Here is an 18,268-nt window from a genome sequence, read left to right as displayed (position 1 = left end):
TCCTTACACGGGAAGAAAGTTGATGGGGTGGCTGTCCGTCGCCCACAGGTACTGGACCGCGTACGCCCGCCAGGGCCGCCAGGCCGCCGCGCGGGCCGTGAGGGCCGCCGGGGTGGCGGGCAGGCCCAGTTCCTGGGCGGCGCGGCGGATGCCGAGGTCGGTGGGGAGGAAGGCGTCGGGGTCGCCGAGGGCGCGCATGGCGATGACGTCGACGGTCCAGGGGCCGAAGCCGGGGAGGGCCAGGAGCCGGGCGCGGGTCTCGGACCAGTCGCTCTCCACGCCCAACTGGAGTGATCCGTCTGCGAGTTGGGTGACCAGGGTGGTGAAGGTGGTGCGGCGGGTGCGGGGCATCGCCAGCGACTCGGGGTCCAGGTCGGCGAGGCGCTCGGGGGTCGGGAAGAGGTGGGTGAGGCCGCCTTCGGGGTCCTCGACCGGATCGCCGTACGCCGTGACCAGGCGGGCGGCGTGGGTGCGGGCCGCGGCGGTGGAGACCTGCTGGCCGAGGACCGCGCGGACGGCGAACTCCGCCTCGTCGACCGTGCGGGGGACGCGTCGGCCGGGGGCCTTGTCGACCAGGGGGGCGAGCAGCGGATCCGTGCGCAGCTGGTCGTCCACGGCGACCGGGTCGGCGTCCAGGTCGAGCATGCGCCGGCAGCGGCTACTGGCGACCGTGAGGTCGCGCAGGTCGCTGAGGGTGAGGCGGCAGGCGATGTGGTCGGGCTTCGGGGTGAGGGCCACGATGCCGTGGCCGTACGGCAGGCGCAGGGTCCGGCGGTAGGCGCCGTCCCGCCATTCCTCGACCCCGGGGACGGCGGTCGCCGCGAGGTGGCCGAAGAGGTTGTCGGGGTTGAGGGGGGCGCGGAACGGCAGGCGCAGGGTGAGGGCGCCGGAGGTGGCCGGTGCCTGGGCGTCCCGCTTCGGCAGCCGGGCCCGCAGCTCGCTCGGGGACAGCGCGAAGACCTCGCGCACGGTGTCGTTGAAGGTACGGATGGAGGAGAACCCGGCGGCGAAGGCGATCTCCGCCATCGGCAGCGGGGTGGTCTCGATGAGGAGGCGCGCGGTCTGGGCGCGCTGGGCGCGGGCGAGGGCGAGCGGGCCCGCGCCCAGCTCGGCGAGCAGCTGGCGTTCGATCTGCCGGGTGCTGTAGCCGAGCCGGGCGGCGAGGCCGGGGACGCCCTCGCGGTCCACGACACCGTCGGTGACGAGCCGCATGGCGCGGGCGACGAGGTCGGCGCGCTGGTTCCACTCCGGGGAGCCGGGGCTGGTGTCGGGGCGGCAGCGCTTGCAGGCCCGGAAGCCGGCCTGCTGACAGGCCGCCGCGCTCGGCAGGAAGGTCATGTTCTCGGGTTTGGGCGGCACCACCGGGCAGCTGGGCCGGCAGTAGATGCGGGTGGTCAGGACGGCCGTGAAGAACCAGCCGTCGAACCGCGCGTCCTTGGACCGGACGGCGCGCACGCAGCGCTCGGTGTCGGTGTGCATTCCCCTCTGCATGCCTCAAGGATCGGCCACGGCCGGGCCGGAGGCTGGCGAGAATCCGACATCGACCTCACGTGTCCTGGGCCGTGCCGGATCGCCATGCCGACTCCCTCAGCAGCCGCAGTCCGTTCAGGCCGACCAGGACCGTCGAGCCCTCGTGCCCGGCGACGCCGAGCGGCAGCGGCAGGTGTCCGATCAGGTCCCACAGGACGAGCCCGGTGATGAAGGTGCCCGCGATCACCAGATTCTGCACGACCAGGCGACGGGCGGCGCGGGAGAGCCGCACGACGGCCGGGACGGTGACGAGTTCGTCGCGTACGACGACGGCGTCCGCGGTCTCCAGCGCGAGGTCGGAGCCCGCCCGGCCCATGGCGATGCCGGAGTGGGCGGCGGCCAGGGCGGGCGCGTCGTTGACGCCGTCGCCGACGAAGAGCACCTTGCGGCCGGCGGCGTGGAGGTCGCGTACGGCGGCGACCTTGTCCTCGGGCAGCAGTTCGGCGCGGACGTCGGTGAGGCCTGTGGCGTCGGCGACGCGGGCGGCGGCCCGGGGGTTGTCGCCGGTGAGCAGGACGGGGGCGGTGCCGGTCAGCGCGGTGAGGGCGGCGGTGGTCGCGGCGGCGTCGGGGCGCAGGCGGTCGGTGAGGGTGAGGGTGCCGACGGGGGCGTTGTCGCGGGTGACGAGGACGACGGTGGCGTCGCTGTCGGCGTCGTCCGCGCGGCCGACGGTGATGGTCCGGCCCTCGACGACCGCGGTGACCCCGCGGCCGGGTGCCGCGGTGAAGTCCTCGGCGGGCGCGATCCGCAGTCCGCGGGCCCGGGCGGCGGTCACGACGGCGCGGGCCAGGGGGTGCTCGCTGGGGTGTTCGGCCGCGGCGGCCAGGGCCAGCAGGGCGTTCTCGTCGAGGCCGGAGCCGGGCCGCGGGGTCACGGCCGTCACCTCGGGGGCGCCCTCGGTGAGGGTGCCGGTCTTGTCGAGGGCGGTGGCGTCGATCTCGCCGAGGCGTTCCATCGCGACGGCCGACTTGACCAGGACGCCGTGCCGGCCGGCGTTGGCGATGGCGGACAGCAGTGGCGGCATGGTGGCGAGGACGACCGCGCACGGCGAGGCGACGATCATGAAGGTCATCGCGCGCAGCAGCGCGGCCGTGAGGTCGGCGCCGAAGGCGAGCGGGATCGCGAAGACGGCGACGGTGGCGGCGACCATGCCGACCGCGTACCGCTGTTCGATCTTCTCGATGAACAGCTGGGTGGGCGCCTTGGTGCGGGAGGCCTCCTCGACCAGGGTCACGATCCGGGCGATCACCGAGTCCGCCGGGTCGCGCTCGACGCGGACGCGCAGGGCGCCGGTGCCGTTGAGGGTGCCCGCGAAGACCTCGTCGCCGGGGCCCTTGGCGACCGGGAGGGGTTCGCCGGTGATGGTGGCCTGGTCGGCCTCGCTCATCCCGTCCAGGACCTGTCCGTCGGCGCCGATGCGCTCGCCGGGGCGGACCAGGACGAGGTCGCCGACGGCGAGGTCGGCGGTGGCGACCGTCTCCTCCCGGCCGTCGTCGGTGAGCCGGGTCGCGGTGGTCGGCGCGAGGTCGAGCAGTCCGCGCACCGAGTCGGCGGTGCGGGCGGTGGCCAGGGCCTCCAGGGCGCCGGAGGTGGCGAAGATGACGATCAGCAGGGCGCCGTCGCGGACCTGGCCGATCGAGGCGGCGCCGAGGGCCGCGACGATCATCAGCAGGTCGACGTCCAGGGTCTTCTCGCGCAGCGCGCGCAGTCCTTCGAGGGCCGGTTCCCAGCCGCCGGTGGCATAGGCGACCGCGTACAGGGGCCCGTACAGCCAGGCGGGCGTGCCGCCCAGGTCGAAGGCCAGGCCCAGCAGGAAGGCGACGGTCGCCGCCAGGGCCCAGCGGGCCTCGGGCAGGGCGAGGACACGGGTGCGGCGGCGGGGCGCGGGTCGGGCGGACGTGGGCACGGCGGTGGAGGTGAGAGTCGTGGACACCCGCACCACCATACAGGAACGCATGAAGACTCATTCATCTGTTCATGTGTGATGAGTAAGATACCCGCCATGGGTCATGGAGCCGCCGCAGCGCAGACAGCCACGGAGCGCGTACGTCTGGACGCGGACAATGTCGCCAAGGTCGCGACGACCCTCCAGGCCCTGTCCACCCCCTCCCGGCTGCTGATCCTGGCGCGGCTGCGTGAAGGACCGCTGCCCGCCACGGAGTTGGCCGCGGAGGTGGGCATGGAGCAGTCGGCGTGCTCGCACCAGCTGCGGCTGCTGCGCAACCTGGGCCTCGTGGTGGGCGAGCGACGCGGCCGGTCGGTCGTGTACACGCTGCACGACGACCATGTCGCCGAACTCCTCGACCAGGCCGTCTACCACGTGGAGCACCTGCGCCTCGGCCTCAACGACCCCGCCGGGTGACGTCTCCCGACGTCATTTGTGGCCGCTGTACGCGGCCGGGTTCACCACCGCTTTCGGGGCGCACGGCATCGCCGCGAACCTCGGCGGGGACACCGAGGACGCGGTCACCTCGCTGCTCGTCCTCGGCGGACTGCTGGCCCTCTACGACGGCGCCGAGGTGCTGCTGAAGCCGGTGTTCGGCACCCTCGCCGACCGGATCGGGGCGCGGCCCGTACTGCTGGGCGGCCTGATCGCCTTCGCCGTGGCCTCCGCGCTGTACGCCGTCGCGGACTCGACCCGTTGGCTCTGGGCCGCGCGGCTCGGACAGAGGGCGAGCGCCTCGGCCTTCTCCCCCGCCGCGTCCGCGCTGGTGGCCCGGCTCAACCCGGCGGCCGAGCAGGGCCGCGCCTTCGGGAGTTACGGCTTCCACAAGTCGGTCGGCTACACGCTGGGGCCATTGCTCGGCGGGGTGCTGGTCTGGGCGGGCGGGCTGCGGCTGCTGTTCGTCGTCCTGGCCGGGCTGGGCGCGCTCGTGGCCGTGTGGGCGCTGGTCGCCGTCCCCGTCGTACCCCCGCTCCCGCGTTCCCGGCAGACCGTCGTGGATCTCGTACGACGGCTCGCGGACCCGGTGTTCCTGGTGCCGACGGCCGCGCTCGCGGGGGCCACCGCGGCACTGTCGGTGGGCGTGGGCTTCCTGCCCGTCTCCGGTACGGCGGCCGGGCTCGGTCCGGTGGCGACCGGCGCCGCGGTGCCGGTGCTGGCGGCCTGCGCGGCGGTGGTACAGCCGCGGGCCGGACGGGCGCTGGACGAGGGGCGGATCGGCCCCCGGGGCGGGCTCGGCATCGGTCTGGCGCTGGCCGGGGCGGGACTGGCCTGCGCGACGCTGCCCGGCCTCACGGGAGTCCTGCTCGCCGCGGCACTGATCGGCGTCGGGACGGGACTGATCACGCCGTTGGGCTTCGCCGCACTCGCCTCCTCGACCCCGAGGGAACGGCTCGGGCAGACCATGGGCGCGGCCGAGCTGGGGCGCGAACTGGGCGACGCGGGTGGGCCGTTGCTGGTGGCGGGGGTGGCTGCGGCGGCAACGTTGTCGTACGGGTACGGGGTGTTGGCGGTGGTGTTGGTGTGCGGGGCGGTGGGATGGCGGGTCGGCGACGAGGCAGTGGCGGGGTGCGGTGAAACGGCCTCCGGGCGACCGGAGGTGGTTCGGCTCGGCGGGCGCGGCGTGCGTGGTGGGGCGCGTGGCGGCTGCGCGCGGTCGTCGTGACCGTGCCGGGTCCGGTGAGGGCACCGAGTCCCTTGAAGGCGCCGGGTCCGGTGAGGACGCCGTGTTCGGTGAGGGCGCCGGCTCACCCACCGCGCCGGGACGGTGACCCGGTCTCGGCGTCCGTTCTGGTCTCGATCTCCATGCGCACGCCGACGACTGGGCCGTGCCCGTGAACGCGCGGACCTCACGCCGACCGCACCCGGATCACGGCCTCGACCAACCTCGCCGCAGCGTCTACGCCCCGGCGAACCCCCAGCCTCGGCGACCGCTCCCGCCCGCCGACCAGCCCCCGGACCCAGCTCATGCCCCGGCGACAACCCCGTCAGCCCCGAGGAACCCCCCGCCCCCTCAGGCCGCCGCAGCCGGTTCGCCGCTCGTCGTCGCACGGAGCGCGAGGCTTCGGTTGTAGCGGCGCAGCAGCAGCACCGCGGTGGCGGCGAGGCCGGTGAGGAGGCCGAGCCAGACTCCGACGGTGTCCAGGCCGGCGGGGCGGCCCAGCAGCCAGGCGGCGGGCAGGCCGATGAGCCAGTAGCCGACGAGGGTGAGGCGGAAGCCGCTCCTGGTGTCGTCGAGGCCGCGCAGGAGACCGACGCCGATGTTCTGGGCACAGTCGAAGAACTGGAGGGCGGCCGCGACCAGCAGCAGGCTCGTGGCGATGTCGATCGCGGCGGCCTCGGCGGGTGACGAGGGGTCGAGGAAGGGGCGCAGGACCAGCTTCGGGACGGCGAGGTAGAGGACGCCGACCACCGTCATCACGGCCGCCGCGCAGGCCAGCGCGGTGTTCTTGATGCGCCGCGCGGCGGCGACGCGGTCGAGGGCGAGTTCGCGGCTGACGTTGATGGACGCGGCGTGGGAGAGGCCGACGGCGATCTGGAAGACGATGTAGACGAGCTGGTTGACGGCGGTGTGGGCGGCCAGGGCGGCACTGCCGAACGTGCCGATCAGGAGGGCGACGACGGAGAAGAACCCGGCCTCGGAGCCGTAGGTGGCGGCGATCGGCAGGCCCAGGCCGGTGAGCCGGCGCAGGGTGCTCCGGCGGGCCTTCCAGACACGGATGTCCATCAGGGGAGCCAGGAGCGGGTCCCGGCGCGCGGACACGTACAGGGCGACGCAGGTCAGGCCGTACACGAGGGACGTGGCGACGCCGATACCCGTGAGGCCCAGTTCGGGCAGGCCCCAACTGCCGTGGATGAGCCCCCAGTTGAGGGCAGCGTTGACGGCGACCGAGGCGATGGTGATCTGGAGGAGCGCCTGGGGGCGACGCATGCCGACGGTGAACTGGCGGATCGTCTGGAACCACAGACAGGGGATCAGACCGGGGGCGAGGGCGAGGAGGAGCGGCCAGGCGGTGTCGACGACCTCGGGGTCCTGGCCGAGGAAGGCCACGGCCCGTCCGACGAGCAGGATGACGAGCGCGCCGACGAGGCCGGAGAGCGTGGCCAGCGCGAGGGCGGCGCGGACGATGTCCCGCACCTCTTCCCGGGCGGCCTCGGTGAGTTCGGCGTCCTCGGCGTGGGCGGATGCCGTGGACACCTGGTTGCCCACCGCGGTGACCATGCCGACGCCCATGGTGCGCAGCTGGTTGAAGATCACCATGGCCAGTCCGCCGCCGGCCAGGGCCTCGGCGCCCATGAGCCCCATCATCACCGTGTCCGTGGTGGTGAGGGCGACCTGGGCGAGCTGGGTCAGGACGAGCGGTACGGCGAGGGTGGCCAGGGCGCGGCTGTCACGGAGCAGGGTAGTGAGCGGTGTCGGCATCGGTGTCAGTTCTCGCGGGGTTCGGTCGGTTGACCAGCGCGACCATAGCCGGGCCCGGGGGCGGGGCGGACACGCGGGTCGGCGTCTCACACCACGGACGTCCGACGATAATCCCCCTTGTGTACAGCAAGATCTTAGGGTAGGCACACCTAAGCAATTTGCCCCACTCGTGGAACGAGGACGAATGAACGTGAACAGGCGCCAAGTGCTCTGGGCCGGCGGCGGAATAGGCGCGGCCGCTCTCCTGGCGGCATGCGGCGGCGGTGACGAGTCCTCGTCCAAGTCCCCGTCGGAGAAGAACGAGAAGCCTCGCAAGGGCGGCACGCTCAGAGTCGGCGCCCTGGGCCGCGCCTCGGCCGTGACGCGCGATCCGCACGGCACGCAGACCAACGAGAGCGACTACCTGATCATCTCGCTGGTCCACGACACCTTGACGGTTCCCGGCGCCAGGCCCAACACCGCGCCCCGGCTCGCGGCGAGCTGGACACCCTCCGACGACCTGAAGACCTGGCGGTTCACCCTCGCCGAGGGAGCGACGTTCCACGACGGCACACCGGTCACCGCCGAGGACGTCGTCTGGTCGCTCAAGCGGCTGCGCAACACGCCCTCGGGCGCTTCCCGGCTGCCCGGCATCAAGCCCGGGAACATCAAGGCCGAGGGCACCGGCACCGTCGTACTCGTCTCCGACTACCCGAACGCCGAACTGCCCCAGCTGACCCGGCTGACCACCTTCGTCCTGAAGAAGGACACGGCCGACAAGGACCTCGGCAAGGCGCCGGGCACCGGCCCGTTCAAGCTGGACTGGTTCCGCTCGGGCAACGCCCGGCTGGTGCGCAACGAGGACTGGTACGGCGGTGACGTCCTCCTCGACGCGATCGAGGTGAAGATCTTCGAGAGCCCGCAGGCGATGGCGAACGCCCTGCTCGCCGGGCAGATCGACGTGGCCTCCAACGTCGGTGCGGTCGCGGCCCGTACGGCCGAGCGGCGCGAGGACGTCCAGGTCGTGCGCCGGCCCAACGACATGGCGATGCCGATCGTGATGCGCACCGCCGACGGGCCGTTCGCCGACCCGAAGGTGCGCGAGGCGCTCCGGCTCGCGGTGGACCGCGAGGCCATGGTCAAGCAGGTGCTGTCGGGCTACGGCACGGTCGGCAACGACATCCTCGGCACCGGCGACCCCGCCTACGCCAAGGACATCGCCCAGCGCACCCGTGATCTGGCCAGGGCCAAGTCGCTGCTGGACGAGGCCGGTTTCGACCTGTCCAGGACGTACGAGCTGCTCACCACGGAGGACATCTCCGGCCTCGCGGAGTCCGCGACGCTCTTCGCCTCCCAGGTCCGCGAGGCCGGCATCAAGGTGAAGGTGGTCAAGCAGGAGTCCGCGACGTTCTGGGACAGGACCTGGCTCAAGGGCGATCTGTACACCACCTACTGGGGCACCAACGACTCCGTGGTCTTCTTCGCCAGCAAGACCATGGTCTCCGACTCCGGCCAGAACGAGGCCGGCTGGAAGAACACCGCGTTCGACGCGGCGTACCGCAAGGCGATGGGCACCAAGGACACGGCCGAGCGCGCGAAGGTGCTGCGCGAGCTCCAGCGGATCGAGCACGACGAGTCCGGCTACCTGCTGTGGGGCATGGCGGACGGCATCGACCTCGCCGCGGCGGCGGTGCGCGGGCTGCCCACCCTGCCGGGCTACGGGCGTGTCCAGCTCCAGTCGGCATGGCTGGCCCGCTGACACGGACGGCGCGGTACGACAGGGGCGGGCCGGCCGGGGGCACCGGTCCCCGGCCGGTCCCGGCCCTGTCGCGCGCCGTCCGGTACGTGTCGGGCGTACTGGCACGCCGGGCCCTGCTGCTGGCCGTCCTGCTGGCGTTCGTGTTCGCCGCCGTCGAGCTGCTCCCCGGCGACGCGGCGACCGCCACCTCCGAACGCGGGGAGAGCGCCGCCGACCTGGCCGCGCGCCGCCATCTGCTCGGCCTGGACCGGCCCGTCCTGGAGCGGTTCGGGCAGTGGATGACCGGTCTGCCCACCGGCGACCTCGGCACCTCCGCGCGCGGGGAGCCGGTCGCCGACCTGCTCTCCCGCCCGTTCCCCAACACCCTGCTGCTCGGTGGCCTGGCCCTGCTGGTCACCCTGGTGGTGTCCCTGGCGCTGGGCTGCTGGGCGTCGGCCAGGCCGGGCGGGGCGGTGGACCGGGCCGTGTCGGGCGGCGCGACCGCCGTCCTGGCGCTGCCGGAGTTCGTCGTCGCGGTGGCCCTGGTGCTGGTCTTCGCCCTGTGGACGGACTGGCTGCCCGCCGTCACGCTCACCGACGCCGACGGCTCACCCGCCTCCTGGGAGATGCTCGTGCTGCCCACCCTCGCCCTGGCCGTCCCGCAGATCGGCTGGAACACCCGGATCGTGCGGGCCGCGCTCGCCGACGAGTCCAAGGCCCCCCACATCGAGACAGCGGTCCTCGACGGGCTCCCCCGGCACCGGATCTTCACCCACCACCTGCTGCCCGGCGCGCTGCCCACCATCGCGGCGGGCCTCGCCACGTCGACCGGCATGCTCCTGGGCGGGGCCGTCGTCGTGGAGACCGTCTTCAACTACCCCGGCATCGGCTCCGTGCTGGCCGGCGCCGTCACCGACCGGGACAGCCCGGTGATCGCCGGGGTGGTCGCCGTGACGGGAGTCGTCATCACCGGTGTGCTCCTGCTCGCCGACCTGGTACGCACCTGGGCCTCGGGAGGCCGCACATGAGCACCCTGGTGAAACCCCGGCCCGCCGTACGGCCCGCGCTGCGCGGCACCGTCCTGCGCGTGCTCCCCGCGCTGCTGCTCGTCACGCTCGCGCTGATCGGGCCCTGGCTCGCCCCGCACGCCATCGACGCGCCGGTCGCCGCGCCCTACGCGGAGCCCGGCGGTCAAGCACCCTTGGGCGGCGACCAGTTGGGCCGGGACGTGCTCAGCCGGATGCTCGCCGGGGGACGCGAACTCGTCGTCACCTCCCTGCTCGTGGCCGTCCTGGTCACGGTCCTCGCGGCCGTGCTGGGCACGGTCGGCGCGCTGCGCCCGGCCGTCGGCCGGCTCGTGGAACGCGCCGCCGACGTACTGATGCTGCTGCCCGCCGTCCTGGGCATCCTCCTGGTCACCCTGTCCTGGCCCGACGGCGGACGGCTCGCCGTCGTCACCGTGTCGGTCGTGCTGGGGGTGCCGTACGCGGTCCGGCTGGTCGCGGGAGCGGCCGCGCCGGTGGCCGCGACCGGGTACGTGGAGGCGGCGGCCGTCGGCGGGGAGCGGCTGTGGTACCTGGTCGTGCGGGAGGTGCTGCCGAACCTGCGGGCCACCCTGCTGGCGTTGTTCGGGCTGCGTTTCGTCGCCGCCGTGTACCTGGTCGCCACCGCCGGATTCCTCCAGGTGGGCCCCCAACCTCCCACCGCCGACTGGGCGTTGATGATCCGCGAGAACTCCGGCGGCATCCTCCTCAACCCCTGGGCGGTGCTCGCGCCCGGCATCGGCATCGGGCTGCTCGCCATGAGCGTCAATCTGGCGGCCGCCGCCCTCGTCCCCGCGACCGGCCGGAAGGCGGTGCCCGCGCTGTGAACCACATGCCCACCCGGCGTCCCGAGGGACAGGAGTCCGAAGGGGACGTGGCGGTCGAGGTCGCGGACCTGACCGTGGCCGCCCCGGACGGCCGCCTGCTGCTGGACGGCGCCCGCCTGGAGCTGCGCCCCGGCCGTATCACCGCCGTCACCGGCCCCTCCGGCTGCGGCAAGACGACCCTGCTGCGGGCCGTCGCGGGCGCGCTGCCACCCGGCGCCCGCCGCACCGCCGGAACGCTCGCCGTCCTGGGCGGGGATCCGCTCACCCTGCCCCCGGCGGACCTGCGCGCCCTGCGCCGGCACCGGCTCGCCTACGTCGGCCAGGACCCGGGATCCGGTCTCAACCCGCGCATGAAGGTCCGCCGGCTGCTCGCCGAAGTCGCCGTCGACCGTGGCAGGGAGGCGATCGAGGCGCTGCTGACCGAGGTACGGCTGCCGGTCGGCACGGGCCTCGCGGACCGCCGTATCGGCGGGCTGTCGGGCGGACAGCAGCGCCGGGTGGCGCTCGCCCGGGCGCTCGCCCGCCGTCCCGCGGTACTGCTCCTGGACGAACCCACCGCCGGGCTGGATCCCGCACTGCGCGACGAGATCGCCGACCTGCTGCGGCACCTGGCCCGGACCCACCGGATCGCCGTGGCCCTGGCCTGCCACGATCCCGATCTGGTGGCCCGGCTCGCCGACGAGGTGGTGGACCTGGGCGGCGCGCGCCCGGTGCCCGCACCCCGTACCGCCGCGGTCCCCGCTCCCTCGGAGGGTCCGACCGTCCTAGCCGCCTCCGGCCTGCACGCCGCCCACACCCACCGCGGTCACCGCACCCCGGTCCTGCACGGCGTCGGCCTCGATGTCGCCGCCGGAGGCAGTGTGGGCGTGGTCGGCGTCTCCGGCTCGGGCAAGACCACGCTGCTGCGGACCCTCGTCGGACTGCACCGGCCGACGGCGGGCACGGTGACCCTGGACGGCACCCGCCTCTCCCCCGCCGCGCAAGGCCGCTCCCGGGACCAGCGCCGACGCCTCCAACTGGTCCCGCAGGACCCGCTCGGCACCCTCAACCCGAGCCGCACGATCGGGGCCACGCTGCGCCGCCCCCTGCTCCTGCACGGCCGTACGGACCGGGCGCGGGCGTCGGAAGGGGTCCTGGAGCTCCTCCAGAGCGTGGGCCTGCCGGCGGCCTTCGCGGACCGCCGGCCGCACGAGCTCTCCGGCGGACAGCGGCAACGCGCCGCGATCGCCCGCGCGTTGGCGGCCGATCCGGACGTGCTGATCTGCGACGAGATCACCTCCGCGCTTGACGCGGACACCGCCGTCGCCGTGATGGACCTGCTGGCCCGGCTGCGCGAGCAGCGGGGTCTGGCGCTCGTCCTGGTCAGCCACGACCTGCGTATGGTCGCCGACCGCACGGACACCCTCGTCGTCCTCTCCGAGGGCCGGGTCGTCGAATCGGGGCCCACGGCACGGCTGTTCGCCTCGCCGTCGCATCCGGTGACGGCGGCCCTGGCGACAGGGGTCCCGCTCGGCGGCTGAGTTTCCCGGAGCCGCAGCCGGAGCCGGGGCCGAGGCCGGGACGCCGTGTCGACGGCGCCCCGGCCCGGCGGGTCACTGCGTCGCGGTCGGCCGGCGTGCGGCCGTCATCGCCGCGTCGACGTCCGTCAGCGGACGCAGCCGGTAGGTGTACGCGTAGTCGCGGTTGGCGAGGAGCTTGTACTCGTCGTGGGTGTGCGCGCCCCAGCTGTTGTCGCCGCCGACGCCCATCTGCCGGTGGTTGAGGCGCAGGACGATCTCGTCCCGGGGGGTGAGCTGGTAGTCGTGGCGGGCCCCGACCGAGAGGTCCTCCGGGGTGAGGTGCGAGGCGTTGACCTCCAGGAGGGGCTCCCCGCTGACCAGCAGTCCGACGCCGTCACGGCCGGTGAGCGCGGCCCAGCGGACATCGGTCTTGTTGCCGTTCTCCTGCGGTCGCAGATAGGAGGTCCACTGCCCGGAGACGGTGCCGGAGTACAGGCCCACGTCGGTGCCGTTGTTGCGGTCCCACATGTTCTCGTCGGGACCACGGCCGTAGTAGTGCAGGCGGTCGAGGCGGCCGGGCAGCAGCAGCACCGTGCCCACCTCGGGGATGTACGGCAGTGAAGCCGCCCCCGGGTGCAGGGTGTTGTCGACCTTGATCTCGCCGTTGCCGAAGACCGTGTAGGTGGTGGTGTACGTCGACTCGACGGTGGTGGGCAGGGTGCCGGCGACCTTGATCTCGACGGCCTTGTCCCCCAGGGCCCGCACGCTCACGCCGGTGACCTCGCGCCGGTCTCCGGCGTCGCGCCAGGTCTGGTTGCGGGTGTGGTGGCCGTTGCCCCGGTCGTTGTCGGTGGGCGCCCGCCAGAAGTTCGGCACGGGGCCCGAGGTGATCAGGCGGACGCCCTTGGCCTCGTACGACGTGATGGTGCCGGTGCCCTTGTCGACGGTGACGGAGAAACCGCGGCCGCGGACGGTGACGGTCTTCTCGCCGTCGTCGTGACGCAGCGTCGGCACCCGGTCCAGGGGGACGGGGGTGACGGCCGGGACGGCCGCGGCGACGGGGAGTTGCTGCTTGGCCACCTCGAAGCCGGCCCCGGCCCACTTCGTGGCGTCCTTGGTGGTGAAGGACAGGTGCAGGAAGTACTCGGTGCCGGGCGCCGGGTTCGCCGGGACCTTCACCGGGACCGTGATGTCCTTGCTGGTCAGTGGCGGTACGTCCAGCTGGTCCCGGGTGAGTCGGCCGCGCTGGACGACCTTGCCGTCGGCGACGAGGGACCAACGGCCGTCGAACTCGCGGACGTTGGTGAACAGGTACTCGTTGGTGAGGGTGACCCGGCCCGAGGTGACGGTGGCCCCGGAGGTGGGCGCGGTGTTGATCGCCTGGTAGATCTGCTTGACCTCGACGGACTTGCCGGTGCCGCCGCGGTCGGCGGTGATGATGCCGTCCCCGGCGAACGCCCCGTCGTTGGGGTTGTCGCCCCAGTCACCGCCGTACGCGTAGAACGTCTTGTCGCGGGACCGCTTCTCGTCGAGGCGGGCGGTGGCGGCGTCGAACCAGAAGCGCACGCCCTCGTCGCCGGGTCCCCGGCCCTCGGAGGCCAGTTCGGCGGCGCCGAGGGCACGGGCGTACACGCGGGCCCGTCGGACGGTGCCGCTGAACTCGCGGGTGGGGTTGTCGACGTCGGTGGCCAGGGACAGGGAGGCGGTGTTGTTCGCGGGCCGCCGGGTGGTGGTGCGGGTGGCCCGCGCGACGCCGTCGACGTAGAGCGTCAGCGTGCCGGCCTCGGCGTCGAAGACGCCCGCGATGTGGTGCTCGCGGCCGGTCCAGTCGTCCGGCAGCGCCCAGGTGGCGGTGATCCACTGGCCGCCGCCGTGGATGAAGAACTCCAGGTTCCGGTCCGACTGCTTCAGCGCGTACTGGGTGTCGCCCTTGGCGAGGATGGGCTGGTGGTACCCGAAGTAGTGCGGGGTGACCCAGGCCTCCAGCGTGAGGGAGCCGGTGAGGTCCAGGCTCGTGTCACGGGCGAAGACCGTGCCGCCGGAGACCCCCTCGTCCCGGGTGAAGGTGCCGGCGGGAGCCATGATCTCGCCGCGCAGCGCGGCGGGCCCGGACTCGGTGAGCAGTTTGCGCGTCGGCGTGGGCCACTTCAGCGCCTGGTCGACGAAGTCCCAGATCCAGCCGCCCTGGAGCACGGGGTAGCGGCGGACGAGGTCCCAGTACTTCTTGAAGTTGCCGTTGGAGTTCCCCATGCCGTGGGAGTACTCGATCATCACGTACGGCCGGGTGTCGCCGGTGTCCTTGGCTCTCGCCTCGACCCGCTGCGGGCTGTCGTACATCTCGGAGCGGATGTCGCTGATCCCCGGCCGGTCGTCGCCCTCGTACTGGATGACGCGGGTGGGGTCGTAGGAGCGGATCCAGTCGTACATGGCGTTGAAGGTGCTGCCGCCGCCCGCCTCGTTGCCGAGCGACCAGATGACCACCGAGGCGTGGTTCTTGTCGCGGTGCACCATGTTCCGGGCGCGGTCCACGCAGGCCACGGTCCAGTCGGCGTGGTTGCCGGGGTACTCGCCGCGGATGCCGTGGGTCTCCAGGTTGGTCTCGTCGACCAGATACAGGCCGTACTCGTCGGCGAGTTCGAGCCACAGCGGGTTGTTGGGGTAGTGCGAGGTGCGGACGGTGTTGATGTTCAGCCGCTTGATGATCCCGATGTCCTCGACCATGTCCGCCCGGGTGAGGGCCGAGCCGCGGACCGGGTGCATCTCGTGCCGGTTGGTGCCCCGGAAGGAGACCGGCCTGCCGTTGATGCGCATCAGGCCGTCCTTGAGCGCGAACTCGCGCAGACCGACCCGGTGGGAGAGCGTCTCGACCACCTTGCCGGACGGATCGCGCAGCCGGAGCACGGCGGTGTAGAGATACGGGTGCTCGGCCGACCACAGCCGCGGCGCGGGCACCGCCTTCGCCGCCTGTACGGTCGTCTCCTCGCCGGCGTCGAGCGCGACGGCCTGCTGGAGCGGCCGGGGCCACACCGGGTGCCCGCCGGCGTCGTAGAGCTGGGTCTCGACGGAGTAGCGTCCGGCGCCCCCGCCGCCGTAGTCGCGGACGCTCGCGGTGACCGACAGAGAGGCGGACCTGTAGTCGTCGCTCAGCGGGGTGTCCAGCTTGAAGTCGCGCAGGTGCACGGCCGGGGTGGAGTAGAGGTACACCGAGCGGAAGATGCCGCTCAGCCGGATCATGTCCTGGTCCTCCAGCCAGTCGCCGTCGGAGTAGCGGTAGACCTCGACGGCGATCTGGTTGGTGCCCGGCTTCAGGTGGCGGGTGATGTCGTACTCGGCGGGGTCGTAGGAGTCCTCGTGGTAGCCGACCAGCTCACCGTTGATCCACACGTAGTGGGCGGACTTGACCCCCTCGAAGTGCAGGAACGTCCGGCGTCCGTCCCAGTCGCGCGGGAGCGTGAAGGTGCGCCGGTACTGGCCGACGGGGTTGTGGCGGGTGGGGGCGGCCGGCGGCTGCGCCTCCTCGCCCCTGCCGTTGGGGCCCCACCAGGGGTAGGTGATGTTGATGTAGATCGGGGCGTCGTAGCCGTGCAGCTGCCACGCGGAGGGGACGGGGATGGTCTCCCAGCCGGAGTCGTCCAGATCGGTGCGGTGGAAGTCGACGTCCCGGTCGTCGGGGCGGTCGGCGTAGGCGAACTTCCATCTGCCGTCCAGGCTCTGCCGGTACGGCGAGCGGGTGCGGTCGGCGGCGAGGGCCTGGCCGAGGGTCGCGTACGGCATCAGGGTGGAGTGCGGTGGCTCGGAACCCAGCCGGAAGACGGTGATGTGACCGTTCCACTCCGGGGTTCCCTCGGCCTCCGCGGCCCGTCCGGCCGCGTACGCCCCGACGGGCGACGCGGACAGGGCGAGCGCGCCGAACACGGCGGCTCCGCCCTCCAGAAGACGGCGGCGGCTGACTGCCGGACGGCCGGCGGGGGTCGGGTGGGGGTGCGGCATGACGGTGGCCTTCCTCGGTACGACGGTGACGTGCGCGAACTGAGGGTGCGTCAGAGCCAGAGGAACACTAGAACCCGAACAGAACCGAAGCAATGATCTCGTCTGAATTTGTGCGGTCCTGTTGGTCTACAGGGACGCCTATCGGCCAGCTGTGACGCAGACCACTAAGAAAACGACGCCGTTTCGATAGATACCGGGGGTAGCCTCAACTCAACGAGGTGAACGAAACCGTTTCGTTTAGAAGCGGTACAGAGCGTCGCCCTCAGAGAGAAGGCAGGAGGAAGGACATGACCACCGTTCTCGTGGTGCACGGACAGTCCTTGCAGCGGCTCGGTCTGCGTCTGCTCCTGGCGGCCCAGCCCGCTCTCACCGTGATCGGGGAGGCGGCCGGCGCGGCCGAGGCGATCCGGACGAGCGAGCGGCTCCACCCGGACGTCGTCGTGATGGACGGCGGCGGTCTCGGCCCGAGCGGCGTGGAGACGGTGCGCCGCGTCGCCCGGTTCTCCCGCGTCCTCCTGCTGAGCCCCTCCGGGGACGACGCGCCCATGTACGCCGCGCTGCGCGCCGGGGCCGGCGGATTCGTGCTCCCGGACGTCACACCCGAGCAACTGGCCGCCGCCGTGCACGCCGTCGCCGTCGGCGACGCCGTCGTCTCACCCGGTCTGACCCGCGAACTCATCGACGCCGTCCGCAGGGAACGCCCGGTGGAGGTCGCCGCTCCCGACCGGGCACACCGGCTCGACAGCCTCACCGGACGCGAACGCGCCGTGCTCACCGCGGTCGCCCGCGGCTGCTCCAACGCGGAGATCGCCGAGCGGCTGTCGATCGCCCCGACGACCGTCAAGTCCCACGTCAGCCACATCCTCACCAAGATCGGCGCCCGAGCCCGGGTGCAGGCGGTGACCTTCGCCTACGAGACGGGCCTGGTGCGCCCCGCCCAGCCCCTGCCGACCCCGGAACCGCAGCGGTGGGCCGGGGCGCTGGCGGCCGCCGCCTGACGGGCGGCGGCCCGGCTCCGGCCGCTGTTCACGTCGTGTCGTCGCCGGGGTCCCGGTACAGGTAGTGGGCCGTGCCCGAGAGGGTGGCGCGGGTCCAGGCGGCCCTCCCGGCGGGCCCCGTCGTCTGCCAGTCGGGGGTCTCCTCGACCTGGGCACGGCCGATACGGCGGCCCAGTGCGGTGAGCCTGTTGGCCTCCTCGCGCCGTTCGGCGTCGTAGCGGGACAGCGCCTCCCGCGGTGAGGGCGTGGCCCGCAGGGCGCGCTCCAGGCAGCGGGCGTCCTCGATCGCCTTCACGGCACCGCTCGCGGTGTGCGGCCGGGTCGGCGCACCGGCGTCACCGGCGAGGACGACGCCCGAGGCGGCACAGCGGGGCAACGGCGGGTCCAGCATCGGCTGCACGGCGATCGCCGAGTCGGCGCAGGACTCCACGACCTGGGCCCGCCGGGCCGGGAAGTGCCGGCGCGCGACGTCCTTGACGCGGGCCGCCAACTCCGGGGCGGCGCCCGGCGGATGGGCGGCCGACGGGTCGTACGGCGTGCCCGCGGGCGGGAACATGTACACGCCGCAGTTCAGGAGGCGGCCGCCGTCGGTCGCCGGCATCAGGTAGAAGATCCCGTGTCCGCCGGGGAAGACCACGGTGACGAGGCGCGCTCCGCTTCCCGCACGACGGCCCGGCTCAACGCCGACTCCGGCAGACATCCGCGCCACAGCGCGTATCCCGCGTACTCGGGCACCGCCTCCGGCGCCACCAGGCCGCGGACCACCGACCGGTGCCCGTCGGCGCCCACCACGAGGTCGTAGCGGTGCTCCTCGCCGTTGACCAGGACCGTGGCGCCGCCCGCGTCGCCGTCCCGGTGCATGCCGTCCACGCGGGAGCCGGGCCGGTAGTCCGCCCGCTCCACCCGGGCGCGCAACGACCGCCACAGCAGGTACCAGTTGCAGACGGCCCCCTCCATCGGCTGCCGCCACAGCTCGCGTTCGGCACCCCGGTCGGTGATGTGCAGCCACGCCCGCTCCGTGACCGGGAGGAACGGCATCGCGGGATCCGGGTAGCCGGTCTTCACCCACTCGTCCAGCAGCCCCGGCGGCACGGCGATCCCGAACCCGCGGTCCGCGAAGCCCCGTTCGGTGCGCTCGTGCACCACCACCTCGTGGCCCGCGCCCGTCCCCGCCGCCGCGCACCCGGCGATACTGCCGCCCACCACCGCCATCCGCGCCACGCCACTCCCCCGTCCCGGCCTGCGTGTCCGCCGCCTGTGACCCGCACCGCTTTCCACGGTGCGGGGGTGCCATCCCG

13 protein-coding genes are annotated in these 18,268 nt (G+C 73.3%); 7 read left to right on the top strand and 6 right to left on the bottom strand.

All coding sequences use genetic code 11. The annotated features are described in order from the left end of the window. Nucleotides 1–3: 3 nt before the first annotated feature. Together SLINC_RS36325 and SLINC_RS36320 are read right to left on the bottom strand one after the other, a co-directional pair. Nucleotides 4–1,491, bottom strand: a complete 1,488-nt coding sequence (locus SLINC_RS36325; RefSeq protein WP_269466263.1) for an AlkA N-terminal domain-containing protein — start codon at nt 1,489–1,491, stop codon at nt 4–6. Nucleotides 1,492–1,546: 55 nt separating this feature from the next. Continuing rightward, nucleotides 1,547–3,475, bottom strand: coding sequence for a heavy metal translocating P-type ATPase (locus SLINC_RS36320; RefSeq protein ID WP_170068310.1), 1,929 nt, complete (start codon nt 3,473–3,475; stop codon nt 1,547–1,549). 57 nt (nt 3,476–3,532) lie between these two features. On the opposite strand from SLINC_RS36320, the gene SLINC_RS36315 reads away from it, so the two are divergent. Then, nucleotides 3,533–3,892 carry an ArsR/SmtB family transcription factor gene (locus SLINC_RS36315; RefSeq protein WP_067442498.1) on the top strand — a complete coding sequence of 120 codons (360 nt, stop codon included), beginning with the start codon at nt 3,533–3,535 and terminating at the stop codon, nt 3,890–3,892. Nucleotides 3,893–3,908: 16 nt separating this feature from the next. Then, on the top strand, nt 3,909–5,138 hold the full coding sequence (locus SLINC_RS36310) for an MFS transporter (protein WP_079164914.1): 1,230 nt from the start codon (nt 3,909–3,911) through the stop codon (nt 5,136–5,138). Between the two features lie 348 nt (nt 5,139–5,486). Here the strand turns inward: SLINC_RS36310 and SLINC_RS36305 are convergent, their stop codons facing one another. Further along, a complete protein-coding gene (locus SLINC_RS36305; RefSeq protein WP_067442496.1) occupies nt 5,487–6,896 on the bottom strand; it encodes an MATE family efflux transporter in 1,410 nt (469 codons plus the stop codon). A gap of 184 nt (nt 6,897–7,080) precedes the next feature. Here SLINC_RS36305 and SLINC_RS36300 point away from each other — a divergent pair, with 184 nt between their 5' ends. The 4 genes from SLINC_RS36300 to SLINC_RS36285 are packed head-to-tail and all read left to right on the top strand — an operon-like array spanning nt 7,081 to nt 12,003. Then, the gene (locus tag SLINC_RS36300; protein ID WP_067442494.1) at nt 7,081–8,634 is read left to right on the top strand and encodes an ABC transporter substrate-binding protein; all 1,554 of its coding nucleotides are present in this window, start codon (nt 7,081–7,083) and stop codon (nt 8,632–8,634) included. Next, nucleotides 8,619–9,641, top strand: a complete 1,023-nt coding sequence (locus SLINC_RS36295) for an ABC transporter permease (protein ID WP_067442492.1) — start codon at nt 8,619–8,621, stop codon at nt 9,639–9,641. Before SLINC_RS36300 ends, SLINC_RS36295 begins: the two co-directional genes overlap by 16 nt. Next, a complete protein-coding gene (locus SLINC_RS36290) occupies nt 9,638–10,483 on the top strand; it encodes an ABC transporter permease (RefSeq protein ID WP_067442490.1) in 846 nt (281 codons plus the stop codon). Before SLINC_RS36295 ends, SLINC_RS36290 begins: the two co-directional genes overlap by 4 nt. After that, nucleotides 10,480–12,003: an ABC transporter ATP-binding protein gene (locus SLINC_RS36285; protein WP_067442488.1), complete on the top strand. Its 1,524-nt coding sequence runs from the start codon at nt 10,480–10,482 to the stop codon at nt 12,001–12,003. Before SLINC_RS36290 ends, SLINC_RS36285 begins: the two co-directional genes overlap by 4 nt. A gap of 72 nt (nt 12,004–12,075) precedes the next feature. Here SLINC_RS36285 and SLINC_RS36280 read toward each other — a convergent pair whose 3' ends face one another. Further along, complete coding sequence (locus SLINC_RS36280; protein ID WP_067442486.1) at nt 12,076–15,972, bottom strand: glycoside hydrolase family 2 TIM barrel-domain containing protein; 3,897 nt, start codon at nt 15,970–15,972, stop codon at nt 12,076–12,078. A 287-nt stretch (nt 15,973–16,259) separates the two neighbouring features. Between SLINC_RS36280 and SLINC_RS36275 the strand changes: the two genes are divergently transcribed. Continuing rightward, nucleotides 16,260–16,970, top strand: coding sequence for a LuxR C-terminal-related transcriptional regulator (locus SLINC_RS36275; RefSeq protein ID WP_067442484.1), 711 nt, complete (start codon nt 16,260–16,262; stop codon nt 16,968–16,970). Between the two features lie 28 nt (nt 16,971–16,998). Here the strand turns inward: SLINC_RS36275 and SLINC_RS46610 are convergent, their stop codons facing one another. Further along, entirely contained in the window at nt 16,999–17,571 is a 573-nt protein-coding gene (locus SLINC_RS46610) for a Rossmann-fold NAD(P)-binding domain-containing protein (RefSeq protein WP_152039043.1), read from the bottom strand. Next, nucleotides 17,571–18,191: a Rossmann-fold NAD(P)-binding domain-containing protein gene (locus tag SLINC_RS46605; protein ID WP_152039042.1), complete on the bottom strand. Its 621-nt coding sequence runs from the start codon at nt 18,189–18,191 to the stop codon at nt 17,571–17,573. Before SLINC_RS46605 ends, SLINC_RS46610 begins: the two co-directional genes overlap by 1 nt. Nucleotides 18,192–18,268: the final 77 nt, after the last annotated feature.

This window comes from Streptomyces lincolnensis (genome assembly GCF_001685355.1).
GTDB lineage: Bacteria > Actinomycetota > Actinomycetes > Streptomycetales > Streptomycetaceae > Streptomyces > Streptomyces lincolnensis.
This window is presented reverse-complemented; position numbering and strand designations above follow the sequence as displayed.